The 12,752-nt window shown below is 71.8% G+C and carries 14 protein-coding genes and 4 pseudogenes; 10 read left to right on the forward strand and 8 right to left on the reverse strand.

Going from position 1 to position 12,752, the window contains the following annotated elements:
• The 7 genes from PUR61_RS00565 to PUR61_RS00595 all read left to right on the forward strand — a co-directional run.
• A partial coding sequence (locus PUR61_RS00565; RefSeq protein ID WP_329874472.1) for a pirin-like C-terminal cupin domain-containing protein occupies positions 1–367 on the forward strand: 367 nt, incomplete at its 5' end.
• A gap of 404 nt (positions 368–771) precedes the next feature.
• Positions 772–1,101 carry a major capsid protein gene (locus PUR61_RS00570; protein WP_329874474.1) on the forward strand — a complete coding sequence of 110 codons (330 nt, stop codon included), beginning with the start codon at positions 772–774 and terminating at the stop codon, positions 1,099–1,101.
• A complete protein-coding gene (locus PUR61_RS00575) occupies positions 1,101–1,343 on the forward strand; it encodes a hypothetical protein (RefSeq protein WP_329874476.1) in 243 nt (80 codons plus the stop codon). The genes PUR61_RS00570 and PUR61_RS00575 overlap by 1 nt, the downstream gene beginning before the upstream one ends.
• 73 nt (positions 1,344–1,416) lie before the next feature.
• Positions 1,417–1,746: a hypothetical protein gene (locus PUR61_RS00580; RefSeq protein WP_329874478.1), complete on the forward strand. Its 330-nt coding sequence runs from the start codon at positions 1,417–1,419 to the stop codon at positions 1,744–1,746.
• Positions 1,743–2,561 (forward strand): hypothetical protein, encoded by an 819-nt coding sequence (locus tag PUR61_RS00585; RefSeq protein ID WP_329874480.1) that lies wholly within the window; start codon positions 1,743–1,745, stop codon positions 2,559–2,561. The genes PUR61_RS00580 and PUR61_RS00585 overlap by 4 nt, the downstream gene beginning before the upstream one ends.
• Before the next feature lie 464 nt (positions 2,562–3,025).
• Positions 3,026–3,319, forward strand: a complete 294-nt coding sequence (locus tag PUR61_RS00590; RefSeq protein WP_329874482.1) for a hypothetical protein — start codon at positions 3,026–3,028, stop codon at positions 3,317–3,319.
• Between the two features lie 453 nt (positions 3,320–3,772).
• The gene (locus PUR61_RS00595) at positions 3,773–4,036 is read left to right on the forward strand and encodes a hypothetical protein (RefSeq protein ID WP_329874484.1); all 264 of its coding nucleotides are present in this window, start codon (positions 3,773–3,775) and stop codon (positions 4,034–4,036) included.
• Positions 4,037–4,090: 54 nt separating this feature from the next.
• On the opposite strand, the gene PUR61_RS00600 is transcribed toward PUR61_RS00595, so the two are convergent.
• From PUR61_RS00600 to PUR61_RS00625, 6 genes are all read right to left on the reverse strand, one after another.
• On the reverse strand, positions 4,091–5,140 hold the full coding sequence (locus tag PUR61_RS00600; RefSeq protein WP_329874486.1) for a hypothetical protein: 1,050 nt from the start codon (positions 5,138–5,140) through the stop codon (positions 4,091–4,093).
• Positions 5,141–5,291: 151 nt separating this feature from the next.
• Positions 5,292–7,160 carry an ATP-binding cassette domain-containing protein gene (locus PUR61_RS00605; protein WP_329874488.1) on the reverse strand — a complete coding sequence of 623 codons (1,869 nt, stop codon included), beginning with the start codon at positions 7,158–7,160 and terminating at the stop codon, positions 5,292–5,294.
• Between the two features lie 96 nt (positions 7,161–7,256).
• On the reverse strand, positions 7,257–7,691 hold the full coding sequence (locus PUR61_RS00610) for a lasso peptide biosynthesis B2 protein (protein ID WP_329874490.1): 435 nt from the start codon (positions 7,689–7,691) through the stop codon (positions 7,257–7,259).
• The gene (locus PUR61_RS00615) at positions 7,688–7,993 is read right to left on the reverse strand and encodes a PqqD family protein (RefSeq protein ID WP_329874492.1); all 306 of its coding nucleotides are present in this window, start codon (positions 7,991–7,993) and stop codon (positions 7,688–7,690) included. Before PUR61_RS00615 ends, PUR61_RS00610 begins: the two co-directional genes overlap by 4 nt.
• Positions 7,987–9,714, reverse strand: a complete 1,728-nt coding sequence (locus PUR61_RS00620; RefSeq protein ID WP_329874494.1) for an asparagine synthase-related protein — start codon at positions 9,712–9,714, stop codon at positions 7,987–7,989. The genes PUR61_RS00615 and PUR61_RS00620 overlap by 7 nt, the downstream gene beginning before the upstream one ends.
• Before the next feature lie 126 nt (positions 9,715–9,840).
• A complete protein-coding gene (locus PUR61_RS00625) occupies positions 9,841–10,011 on the reverse strand; it encodes a hypothetical protein (RefSeq protein WP_329874496.1) in 171 nt (56 codons plus the stop codon).
• 202 nt (positions 10,012–10,213) lie between these two features.
• Here PUR61_RS00625 and PUR61_RS00630 point away from each other — a divergent pair, with 202 nt between their 5' ends.
• Together PUR61_RS00630 and PUR61_RS44970 are read left to right on the forward strand one after the other, a co-directional pair.
• Positions 10,214–11,596 carry a transcriptional regulator gene (locus tag PUR61_RS00630; protein ID WP_329874498.1) on the forward strand — a complete coding sequence of 461 codons (1,383 nt, stop codon included), beginning with the start codon at positions 10,214–10,216 and terminating at the stop codon, positions 11,594–11,596.
• A 46-nt stretch (positions 11,597–11,642) separates the two neighbouring features.
• Positions 11,643–11,928: pseudogene (locus PUR61_RS44970) on the forward strand (DUF6087 family protein).
• Positions 11,929–11,939: 11 nt separating this feature from the next.
• Here the strand turns inward: PUR61_RS44970 and PUR61_RS00635 are convergent.
• Positions 11,940–12,265 (reverse strand): annotated as a pseudogene (locus PUR61_RS00635) (transposase); the annotation flags it as partial.
• Positions 12,266–12,283: 18 nt separating this feature from the next.
• Here PUR61_RS00635 and PUR61_RS00640 point away from each other — a divergent pair.
• Positions 12,284–12,517 (forward strand): annotated as a pseudogene (locus PUR61_RS00640) (zinc ribbon domain-containing protein); the annotation flags it as partial.
• Positions 12,518–12,670: 153 nt separating this feature from the next.
• Here PUR61_RS00640 and PUR61_RS00645 read toward each other — a convergent pair.
• Positions 12,671–12,752: pseudogene (locus tag PUR61_RS00645) on the reverse strand (transposase); the annotation flags it as partial.

Consider the following 12,752-nt stretch of genomic DNA (forward strand, 5'->3'; position numbering starts at 1 on the left):
CGCCCACCACCGCCTCCCCCTCGAACCCGACTTCGAGTACGCCGTCCTCACCATGTCCGGCCACACCGAGGTCGACGGCGTCCGCCTCGACCCCGGCGCCATGCTCTACCTCGGCACCGGCCGCCCCCACCTCCCCCTCCAGGCCCACACCGACGCCACCCTCCTCCTCCTCGGCGGCCACCCCTTCGAGGAGAAACTCGTCATGTGGTGGAACTTCATCGGCCGATCCGGCGAAGAGATCCTCCAAGCCCGCAACGACTGGGAGACCGGCACCCGCTTCGGCGACGTCCACGGCTACGACGGCCCCCGCCTCCACGCCCCGGCCCTCCCCGACATCCCGCTGAAGGCACGTGGACGAGTGCGCTGACCTGCGGAGATAAGCGCAGTCGGGCCGGCGGGAGGCCGGTCGGTTCCCGTGCTGCGACGGCTTGCCGAATGGTGCCGTGCGCCAGTGGTCGAGTGGCGTGGAGGTGGCATCGGCGGTCCGAGCGGAGACCCCTGCATTCTCACGTGTGGGCGTCTGTGACAGCGTTTGGTCGGATCAATGCTGACCAATTGCTGACTTTCCTGACGCGTCGTCACATCATTGGTCTCGACCATTTCGCTGTTGGCGGGCCTCTCGAGGGTGGCGCGTCGGAGGCTGCGGCGGCTCCCCCGCCCACGCGCACCGCGACGGGCTGGGGCAGCTGTTGGTGGCCTTGTCGCGATCCCGTCGATCTACTTCGACCAGACGGACTTCGTCGCGCAGGCGAATGCCGGGGCGGCGGCACGGTGCGCGTCAACTGCGGCCTGCCGCGCGTCACCATCTACCGCGGTCAGGTCGACGTCGACGACGTCGCCACCAAGGTCATCCCCGACGATCGGTGGATCATGCTGCCGCCCAACCGGGAGAAGTGGGGCCAGACCCTGTTCGGCGTCACCGCCGAAGCATTGGTCCTCGCGCGGGGTACCAACCCCGAGATCACGCGTGAGGACGCGCCCGGCATCATCCTCACCCGCGGCGCGCAGGACGACCCGGTCCAGATCTCGACCAAGGGCAGCGCGGTGGCGATGCCGGTCCTCCACACTCCGGACTGCCACATCGTGGCCAAGGTCCTGTGATGGCCAGCAAGCGGCTCGCCGCCGCCGTCCACCTCAGCCACCCGACGACCGGGGAGCGGCTGATCCTGCTCCCCGGTGACCAGGTGCCGCCCGAGCTGGCCGCACTGATCACCCACGCCGACGCCTTCCAGCCCGACCCCGAGGCCGAGCACGACGGGGACGGGTCGGGCGACGCCGACGCGGCCGACGACCCGCCTGCCAAGCCGGCACGGGCCCGCAGGGCCCGCACCGACACCGAGTAGCTGCCGCGCCGCCGGACCGGACCCCAACCCCCAGGGTCCGGTCCGGCGGCGCACTGATGAACGGAAGCGCCCCGTGGACCCCGCAGCCCTGGCCTGGATCCTCGCCCAGCTCGGCCCCACCACCAACACGGACGACCTCACCGCCCGCCACACCCGCCTCGGCACCGCCCGAAACGTCGCCCTCGAAGTCCTCGCCGAACGCCGCGCCGCACTCCTCGCAGAACCGCTGCGCCTCGTCGTGGACGGCGTGGTCACCATGGACCGCACCGGCAACCTCACCGGCCTCGAACGGCAGATCACCGCCCTCCAGGACGCCACCGGCCCGGACGACACCCCCGCCAGCACCGACACCACCCACCAGATCGAAGCGGTGCCCATCCGGCCCGCCCGGCGGCCCCGATGAGCGACCCCGGCGCCCAGCACCACCCGGGCACCCGGACCGCAGCCGCCACGGCCGCCGACCAGCTCACCGAAGCCTGGCAGCACCTCGCCGCCGCGCAAACCGCGGTCCTCGCCGCCATCGCCGACCATCGCCGACCCCACCTCGCCCACGCCATCGCCCAGTTCACGACGGCGATCCGCGACTTCCAACGGGCCGTGGACACCGCCGTCCACGACCTCGCCGACCGGCAGATCCCCGCCGTGTACGAGCAAGGGGCCGCCATCGCCGCCGCCACCCTCAGTACGACCTTCACCTGGACCAGCAGCCACCAGCACGCCCTGCGCGCCCTCACCACCGACACCTACACCGACCTGCTACGGCACTCCCGGCAGACCGTCCGTCGTGCCGGCCAGTTCTACCGGGCCGCCCGCGCCGCGGCCCGCCAGCAGATCCCCACCGCCCTCACCGGCCGAACCGCCCTCCAGGCCGCCAAGGCCCTCGCCGACCAACTCGCCGCCGCCCACCCCCTCGACCGGGTCGTCTACCGCGGCGGCACCCGCATGCCCGTCCGGGCCTGGGCCGAAGCCGCCACCCTCGCCCGGGCCGCCGTCGCCTACAGCGCGGGCACCCTCGCGGTCGCCCGCGACCACGGCGTCCAGTTCGTGGAGGTCTTCGACGGCTTCGACTGCGGGTGGACCAGCCACCCCGACCCCGACAAGGCCACCCGGACCCTGCGCACCGTCGAAGACGCCACCGAATGGCCGATCTCCCACCCCCGCTGCACCCGCGCCTTCGGGCTCCGCTCCGACCTGCTATCCGAGGGAGGCGATCTCTGAGGCCGTCCGGCAGTGACCTGCCAAATGGACGCCGAAGGACGGCGCAGAGGTGACGCGAGTGGATCAACCGTCAGATCGCCATGGCCTACCTCGATGGCCCGTCACCCTTCTGCCGGGCACTACGCATGCAACTGCGTCATCCGGGCTGACCAGGAATAGCACCGGGGGGCGTAGCTGGTGAGGAAGGCGGCCACCCGGCACGGCTTTGTGAGCTGCATCACGGCAGTCTGATGGCTGCGCTGCCCCACGATTAATCAAGTCAGTGGGATGTAAGCCTCCTTGGCGAATGCAGCCCGAGGTCCCCAACTCTGTTGCGGCGCCACAGCATCCGAGTGACGGCCGATCAACCCTCCTTGCCCGGTAGGGTGATCTCACCTCGACTGAGGGATGGCGAGATGGGGCGCTGGATGTGCCTGACGCAGCCAGCGTCCTACATCACCATCCGTCGAGAGAGGGGCTCCACCATGATCCACGGCTCCAGCGCCACCAGCGGGCCCGAGCAGCACGACCCCGGAGACGAGGTCGCAGCCACGGGAACCGCCGCTGGCGGGAACCAGGTGGGGCACGACGACGAGGAGCTCGTCCACGCGACGTGGGCACTGGTCGGGGAGACCCGGGCGCTGCTGGGAGCCACCCAGGAGCTGGCCCGAGAGACCCAGGCGCTGCGGAGGGAGACCCGCGCGCTGCGGTGGGGGACGGCGGCCCTGGTCGTGGTCACCACCGGACTGGCGGGTATCGAGATGATGCCGCACGTGTAGCTGGATAAGCGAAAAGCCCGGCGGTGACCGGGCCCTCGCGTGGTGCAACAGAGGTACGGAGGGTCGACTCGGTCTACTCCCAGGTGCTCCAACACCTGGCCAAGTCGGCCCTTCGTGCTGTCCACGCCCGGTTTCGATGGGTTGAATCTATCGACCCGGCCGAAGACGCCACGCACTCCAGCTCGGTGATGAATGAACCTGAGCACGCGGATGATGGCCACACGCTATCAGCGAATTACAGGATCGTGTAGTTCCGTAGTGCCTGATCAGGGGCCCTGTAGGCGGTTTCACCAGCGGTTTCAGCATCGGAAAGTACTCGGTGCTCGGCGCCCAGCTGTGCACCCCAAGGCGAGTACGGTCACCGCCGAGGTGAGGGCGTCGCCGACTGCCTCGCCGCGGCCTACCGCCTCGATCGCGTCGTCCACCGAACGGCACCCGAAGGCCCGTCCGGGCGTGGGCGAAGCCGCCTGCCACACCAGGGCCGCCGTCACCATCAACAGCGGCACCCTCGCCGCCGCCCGCGAACACGGCGTCCAGTTCGTGGAGGTCTTCGACGGCTACGACTGCGGCTGGACCAGCCACCCCGACCCCGACAAGGCCACCCGGACCCTGCGCGCCGTCGAAGACGCAGCCGAGTGGCCGATCGCTCACCCCCGCTGTACCCGGGCGTTCGGCCTGCGCCCCGATGTGACGCACCCCGAGGAAGACGGCCGCTGACCGCGGTGCGGGCCCCGCGCTTCGGTGCTGGTGCCCGGCCGGTCGAGGACGGCCCTACGCCCCCGCCCAATCGGCCAGGTCGAGGAGCGACTTCTTCTCGTCGGGCGTGCGGAGCGAGAAGACCCTGCCGTGAGCCCAGCTCGGGGGCTGGCTGTCGCTGCCCAGCCGGGTGCCCACCGAGAGCGTCGTCAGCTCGAACCCGGCGCCGATCAGCTCACGCTCGTACACGGCGGCGTAGTCCCTGTGCGTGGGCCTGGGGAACGTGTGCTTCATCTGGTTGTTGTACGTCGGCGCGAAGTACCTGATCAGCGCCCCCTCGATGAGAGCTACACGGTGGGCTTCCGGAAGTGACGTCTCCTGCGCGGCGCGGAACTGCTGCAGCTCGGCCTCCTTCGAAGCGGTGCCGCGCCAGGGGCCGAATTCGGCGATCACGGAGCGGGCGCCGAACACCATGGGAACGAGCCAGATGTCCCGATCGGGTCGGGTGGCCGCTACTTCGGCCTGGATCTTCTGGAGGGTCTCGTGCTTCTGCAAGCGGTCGAGGGAGTTACGGCCGCCGTCGCTGTACGCCCGCCCGATGTACTCGACGTGGAGGTCCAGGAAGTTGAGGTGGGCGTTCTGCACCGCCTCGTCACGAGGATCATGGCCGGCCATGAGCATGGCCAGCAGAACGGAGGCAGCCATCCTGGAGCGCACTTCACCGGCACCGTCGAGGAGGACGACTTCGGTGTGCGGCCACTTCGTCTCGGCACGGAGACCCGGGACGCCAAAGGTGTTCTGCTGCTCGAAGGTGACCTCCTTGAACTCGCCCTGCACTTGGGAGCGGAACGTCCCCCGGATCGCGTCGTCGGTGACGACGAAGCCGCCTGGGGGGAGAGAGATCCTCGGCCGTGTGCAGACGGCGTAGATGTGAGACTTCGCCAGTTCGGGGTTCCTGGAGACCACCCCCTGGAGCTGAGCAGGCGAGAGGACGGCCAGGCTGGTGAGCTGGCCAAGGAACGAATGCTCGACTGCGAACCGGGACGTCGCGGCAGCGCCGGCGTCCGTACCACCCCCGGGGCCACCAAAAACGGGGCTCGCTTCGCTCGGCTGCTCCTGCGTCATCGTGTCGTACCTCTCTGCTTGGACAACTGCGGTACCGCCGCCAGCTTGGAGCCGTACCCGTGGTGGTGTTGGGGCGGAAGAGATGTCGGGCCGAAAGCGTACGAGCCTGCAGTGACAGGTGTCCCCGGGCTCGGACGCTGCCCCAGGCCGGTCAGCGGTCTTCTTGGAGTTTCAGCAGGTCGTGGAAGAGCCCCGGTGCTGTCGACAGGTCGTCCCACGTCCCGATCTGCACCACGCGGCCGTGCTGGAGCACGATGATCCGGTCCGCGAGGCGGGCGGTCGCCAGGCGGTGGGTGACGAACAGGGCGGTCCGGCCTACGGCGAGCGCCTTGAGGCGGGTCAGCACCCGGTGCTCGGCGCGGGCGTCCATCGCGGCGCACGGCTCGTCCATCACCAGGACCGGCGCGTCGCGCAGGAAGCCGCGGGCGACCGCGACGCGCTGCCACTGGCCGCCGGACAGGTCGTGGCCACCCCACCAGGAACGGGCGAGCGAGGTGTCCAGGCCGTGCGGGAGTCTGGCCAGGACCTCGTCCGCGCCGGCGGCCTCGGCGGCGGCCAGCACCTTCGCGTCCGGTGCGGGGTGGCCGAGGGTGATGTTCTCGCGGGCCGCGAGCGGCCACCTGGTGTAGTCCTGCGGGACGACGGACACCTGCTGGAACACGCTGCCCGGGTCGGAGCCCGCGAGGTCCTGGCCGTCCCATGAGACCGTGCCTTCGGTCGGCAGGTACAGGCCGGTCAACAGCTTGGCGAGGGTGGTCTTCCCCGAGCCGTTCTCACCGATCAGAGCGACCATCTCCCCGCGCCGCAAGGTGAGGTCGATGCCGTCGAGGGCGGGGTGCTCGGTGCCGGGGTAGGTGAACCGCAGGCCGGTCGCGGTGATTGTGTCCGGAGCGGCGGCGATCCGGGCAGGGCCGCGACGGTGCGCCCAGTGGTCGGCGGTCCGCAGGAACCGGGCCCAGTCGTCCAGGGACAGGCAGGTGCGGAACAGCCCTGCTCCGGCGGCGAGCAGCCCGGTGGTCGCGGCGGACGCGGTCCGCAGGGCGAGGGCGGCGGAGCCGGCGGCGGCTGGGTCGGTCCGGCCGGTGGTGGCCAGCCACAGCAGTACCAGCCACGCGAGGACGGTCACCGCCGCAGTGAGGGCGTCGCCGATCCCGGTGGCGACCATCGCTCGCCGGGCCCCGGCGAGCTGCTGCGCCTCCAGACGGGCGGACACGGTGCGGTACTGCTCGGTGAGGTAGTCGGCCATGGAGCCGGTGCGGATCTCGTCGGCGGTGTTGCGGTCGGTGGCGTAGCCACGGAACACGCTGCGCAGCCGGGAGTCGGCGAGCGTGCGGTGGTGCGCGGCGTGCTCGATGCGGGCGGCCCGGGCGGCGCCCCACGCGCACGGCAGGGCGGCGGCGGCCAGCAGGGGCAGGAGCGCGGGGTGCAGGTAGGAGAGGAACGCGGCTGCGGCGGCCAGGCGGGCTGCGGCGGCGGTGATCCGCTGGGCGTCGGTGATGAGGTCGCGGGCGCGTTCGGTGCCGTCGGCGGCGGCCTCGTAGGCGGTGGCGAACTCGGGGTCCTCGTAGGCGATGGCTTCGGCGCGGGTAGCGGCACCGATCACGAGGAGGTCTGCTTCGCGGACGACCCGTGGGGCGAGGCGGGCTGCTGCTCCCTGTGCGGCGGCCTCGGCGAGGTACCGGCCCGCGACGGCTACGCCGAGCAGCAGTAGCGGCCGGGCGTTCGCGGCCAGCGCGCCGGAGAGGCCGTCGGCGGTGAACAGGGCGGCCAGCAAGCGGGTGGTGCTCGCCAGAGCGGTGACGGTCAGCACGGCCGTCACCGCCTGCGCGGTCAGGAGCAGCAGGACGGCGGGCCGGTCCGTACGCCAGCCCAGCGCGAGCGCCTGGCGCAGCGCGGCCGGGAGGCGGCGCAGGATGCCGGCGGCGCTGACGGTGTGCGCGGCGCTGTCGTGGCGGTCGGCCTCCAGCACCAGGTGCGGAACCTCGCCGGCAGGGGCCAGGGGGAGAGCGGGAGCGGTCACTCGACCATCAGGGCCCACACCCCGACGGGCGGGCAACCGCATTCCCCAACCCGGGCCGAGATAAGCCGAGTTCAACGCATTATGGCGTCAACTCTGCTATGCAGGATTCACTCTTTCGGGGAAGTGGGCGACGGGAGTCCACGGCCGGTCACCGGCGTCACCGGTGTTCCTGCCCGCCGCCGCACCGGGCACTTCCACCCAGGCGTGCGCGGCGTCGGGCAGGAACCGCGCGCCGTAGACGAGATCGGCCCGGCGGCCGGACAGGGCGCACGCCAGCACGGTGGCCACCGCGACCTCCGTGCACGCGATCCGTCCTGGCCACCACCGGGGAACGACCGCGAGGACCGCTTCGTGGCGTTCGGCCAGCGCGGCCGGACTGGCGTACCGGGCCCGGCCGAGCGGGCGCAGCACGGCCACGCGGTGGCGCAGCGGCAACCGGTGCAGGACCAGCGACAGGACGAGGGCGCCGGCGGCGGCCAGCCGCAGGCCTGGACGGACGGTGGGCCGGGCGGTCGGTGTCATCACGGTCATCGCCCACCGCCCTTCCGCCGCCACGGCCGCCGGACCCGCAGCGCACCGGGGTCGGTGAGAAGACCACGGTCGACCATGCCGTTGACGGCCGCGCCGATGACCCGGTGGACGGCGGCGGTGTCCGCGCCGCTGGGGATGGCGATCTCCTCGGCGAGTCCTTCGACTCCTCCTCGCAGCACGATCGCCTGCCAGATTCGGGAGGCGGCCGGGTCGAGCATCACCCACCCGCCGGTCCCCACGTTCAGGATCGCGGTTTGGCCGCCGACGTGGGCGTGGTGGACACCGGGAGCGACGGTCAGCACGCCGCCCCCAGGGAAGCCGGGGCGGACACCGAGCTGTCCAGCCAGCGACAGGCCGCCACCAGGTGGTGGAGGTCCGCGATCGGCGCGGCCGATCGGCCCGCCGCAGCATCGGCCAGCGCCTCACGAACCGCTTGAACGTCAACCAGGCCTTGTGTGATCAGGGCGCTCGCGGTGACCAGCTCGTCCAGGGCACGCCGGTGGCGGGCCAGGCCCTGGATACGCTGCGCCGTGAACGAGCCCTTCGAGCGGCGCCCGATCAGCCAGTCCGGCAGCGGCACCGCGGCGGCCAGCACCGGCTTGTAGGTGTAGGTGCCCCGGCGGGCGGGCGCGGGGATGGCGAACGCGGCGCGCACCACCTGGTTGTCCAGGAACGGGTGGGCGGGGCGGATGCCCATCGCCTCGTACAGCGGGATCGCGGCGCGCGCGTCGTCCCCGACCGCTCGCAGTGCCGCCCACTGGTCCACCTCGTCTGCGAAGCCGCCGTGCAGCGGCTCGCTCCCGGGGCCGTCCAGCAGCCGGGCGACCGCCAGGCGCCCCGGGGCGGACAACCACCCGGCCCCCGGCCCCGGCCGGCACCACGCCCACCCGGCAGGCGACGGCATGGTCCCTCCCGAGCGCAACTGCCGGGCGACCGCCCCGGCGGCAGCGGACGGCGTGAGCGCGGCGGCCCGCTTGAGCGAACGCCAGTAGGGACCCGGCGCGACGTTGCGCAGCCGCGCGAAGTCCTGCGCGGCCCGCCGCGCCTGGCCCGCCTCGCCGCGCTGGACCTGCCCGACCCAGCACGCCGCCGAGGAGTCCAGCACCACATCACCGCCGTGCCCGGTCAGGTGCACCGGCAGACCCGCCACGGGCTCCAGGTAGCAGCGGTCCATCCCGACGTTCACCACCGCAGCGGCCGGTTCGGTTGTCGCTGCGGCGCCGAGCAGCCCGAACGGCAACTCACCAGCCCCGCCCGAGGCGATGCTGTGCTCGATCCCGGCGTGTTCGGCCACCCGGAGCGCGTACAAGGCGTCCTCCGCGCTGGTGAACGCGTCGGTGTAGGTCACCGCGTGCACCTGCCCCACGGCGGCGGCCAGCAGAACCGCCGCCGCCGAGTCCAGGCCGCCGGACAGATCCGCCCCCACCGGCCCACCCGCCGCCCGCACCCGCCGCTGCACCGCGACCCGCAGCGCCTCACCCAGCCGCTCGGCCCCGGCCATCAGGTCCTCCACGGGTCGCACCTCCCGCACGTCGACCAAGCACGTACGGTTGCCCTCGACGAGCAGCCCCCACCCACCGGGGACACGCTGCACCCCGGCCCACAGGCTGCGGGTCGGCCAGTGCTGCCCGCCGACCGCCAGGTGCGCGGTCAGCACCTCCAGGTCCACCGACGCGCCGACCCGGGCGGCCAGGCGTGCGGGATCGCTCGCCCACACCCGTCCAACTTCCCGCTCTCGGGCGTGCCAGAGCCCCCGCACACCGGCCAGGTCTCCGCACACGAACCTGCGCCCGGCGGCCTGCTCCGCGACCACCCAGTACGAGCCCGACCAGTCCGTCAGCTCCGACCAGCGTCCCGCCGCGACCGCGTCCAGCCCGGCGAGCAGCTGTGCACGGTCCGCGCCGCAGTCGCCCGCGACCGCGAGCCGTCCCCGCCCGTCCCGGACCTCGCGCACCGTGACACCGCCGCCGAACTCCGCCACGTCGGACGGGCCCGGTTGCCCGCTCTCGACCCACTCGACCATCACGTCCCCTTCTTCTCGCCGACCGGTCCACGAACCGGGGGTCCGGTACGGCTCGCAGCCGTACCGGACCCCCTCAGTGCTCACCCTGGGGGACACGCCGCGCTCGGCGCCCGCCCAAGCGGGCCGTTACTCGAAGTAGTTGTCCTTGTCGCTGTCGTTCGACCGCTGGCGGCCGTTGGTCAGCTCGTCGGCCTCGTGCTCGCCGAACTGCGGGTCGAAGACCTCGTTCTCCATCACGTTGTCCATCGTGATCTCCCAAGGCGTCTCGTACTGCCCGGCCCGGTGCCGGCTGGACACCACCACACCGCACCCGGCCGCTGCGAAGACAGGTGCGCGGCTGCTGCACTCCCGTGCGTACCGGCACCGCACCAGCCGCTGCGCCGTGCTGCGTTTTGCTGCGAACACCCGTTCAACGGGCCGAGGTTGACGCCTTGCCGCGTACGCTATTGACCCTGACCTGCACGGCACGCCGCGCCACCGAGCAGAGGGAGACCATCCGGTGCCAGGACCCGGACGCCGCCCGAACGACACCCTGGCCTACTGGGTCACCCGATCCGGGGCCAGCCACGAGAAGGTGGTGCGGGAAGTCGCGCGGGTGGCCCAGGAGCACGGCCGACGCGACATCCAACCCGACCGCTCCCGCGTCCCCCGGTGGATTCGGGGAGAGGAACCCCGCGAGCCGGTAACCGAGTACCTGGCCACAGCCCTGGGACGCCTCTGCAACCCCCCGGTGCGCCTCGCGCCCGCCGACATCGGGATGACCGGCCGCCCCTCGGTCGGCCCCGCCGCGGGGTGGTCGGCGGCGGCGGTCGTCGCAGCGATCCTCGACACCACCCGGAGCGACGCCATGACCGACGACACCACCTCCACCACCGCCAGACTCCTCACCGGCCCCGAACTCACCGCCGCCGTACAGCCCTGGCTGCACCTACCCGACACCGAACTGCCCACCCCCACCCGCCCCGGCCGCCTCGGCATGTCCGATGTCCTGCGGATCAGGGACACCACCGACGCCTTCCGCAGGCTCGACAACGCGCACGGCGGCGGCCTCAGCCGGCGCGCCGTCGTCGGCCAGCTCCAGGACATCACCACCATGGTCAAGCAGGGCCGGGCCAGCGACGAAGTCGGCCGGGAGCTGTTCGTCGCCGTCGCCGACCTCGCCTCCGTCGCCGGATGGATGACCCACGACGTAGGACGGCACGCCGAGGCGCAGCACTACCTCCTGCTCGGCCTCCAAGCCGCCAAGGCCGCAGGCCCCGCCGGAGCTGCCATCGCCGGCCACCTCCTCAACTGCCTTGCCCGGCAAGCCAACCACCTACGACGGCCGACCGACGCCCTCGAACTCGTTCAGGCCGGCATGTACGGCACCCGCAAGCTCCCCGCCGACCGCCTCCGCGCAGTCCTCGCCATCCTCGAAGCGCGCTGCCACGCCACCCTCGGCGACCTCCCCGCCGCCCAACGATCCATCGCGACCGCCGAACACGCCCTCGACAACGACACCGAACCCCCAACGTGGGTCCTCTGGTTCGACCGTGCGGAGTACGAGGTCACCGTCGGCGTCTGCGAACTCATCGCCGCCGAACACGACGCCGACCGCGCCCGGAACGCGATCACCAGCATCGAGGCAGGCACCGCACTGCGCCCCGCCGAGCGGACCCGAAGCCGGGCCTTCGACCAGATCGCCCTGGCACGTGCCTACGTCCGATCCGGGGACCTCGACGGCGCGGACACCGCGACCGACAACGCCCTCCACCTGTTCGGCCACGTCGACTCCACCCGGATCACCGACCGCCTCCGCGAACTCGACGCCGAACTTGCCGCGGTACCCGGCGCTCCCCTGGCCCGCACCACCCGGGAGCGCATCGCCGCCGCCACTGCCTGAACACCCAACGGCCGTCGATGAGGCACACCACCACGAGGAAGAGCGCGTGAGCGACGAAGAACCCCTGGAGCAGTGGGCCGCCCGCAGGAAGGCGCAGCTCCGCCCGGTCGGCAAACTGAAGGTCCTCCGCCTGACCGCCGACAGCGGCCGGCAGGAACGAGCCCCGCCTGATCATGCGCTGGGACGGCTACCAGTGGATCCCCGAGACCGTGGTCCGGGACTACCCGGCCACACAGCGCATCCTCAGCGGGGCCGAAGGCGACGGCGTGATGCGACCGACCGCCCCACCGGCACCGAAGAAGCCGGCCGGGCGTGTAAGCGATCTTGTGTAAGTCCTTTGTGGTTATCGGATGCTGAGCCGGTCCTCGAAGAATAGTGAGAACTGGTTCAGCGCCTCCTTCCAGTGTGCGGCGACGTGGTTGATGTCGTGTGCCCTGGGGCCATCTGCTCCCGCACCGCGAGGTAGAGCACCTTCAACGCGGCCTGTTCGAAGGGGAAATGGCCACGGTTGAGGGTGGCCTTGCGCAAGCGGGAGTTGATCGACTCGACCATGTTCGTCGAGTAGACGACCGTCCTTATCGCGGGCGGGAACGCGAGGTAGGGCGTGAACTCGCTCCAGGCCGCCCGCCAGGTGCGGACCACGGCCGGGTAGCGTTCGCCCAGCTCGGAGACCTCAATGTCACCGGTATGTCCAGCTCTGCCCGTGGCACCGTCGAAGCCCCTGGCCGCCGCGTTCGGCAGAAAGCCGGCCTCAACCGCGCCGTCTTGGACGCCACGCCCGGAGAGCTGCGCCGACAGCTCTCCTACAAGACTTCCTGGTACGGGTCACGCCTCGCGGTCCTTGACCGCTGGCACCCGTCCAGCAAGACCTGCTCGGCCTGCGGGACAGTGAAGTCCGAACTGTCCCTGTCCGAACGGGAGTACCACTGCACCACCTGCGGCCTGACGATCGACCGGGACCTGAACGCGGCCCTGATCATCGCCCGGCACGCCGTCCCTCTGGTAGAGGGGGACGCTAACGAGTTGGTGCGTGATAGCGGGTGGGGCAGCAGGGGGCTGGTTGAGGTCTGTGGTTCACGTGCCGGCGGTGCGGTCGGAGACGAGGCCGGCGATGGCGCGGTAGGTGTCGGGCAGGGTCTCTCGGCGGTGTGTCCAG

The organism is Streptomyces sp. BE20 (genome assembly GCF_036322525.1).
Lineage (GTDB): Bacteria > Actinomycetota > Actinomycetes > Streptomycetales > Streptomycetaceae > Kitasatospora.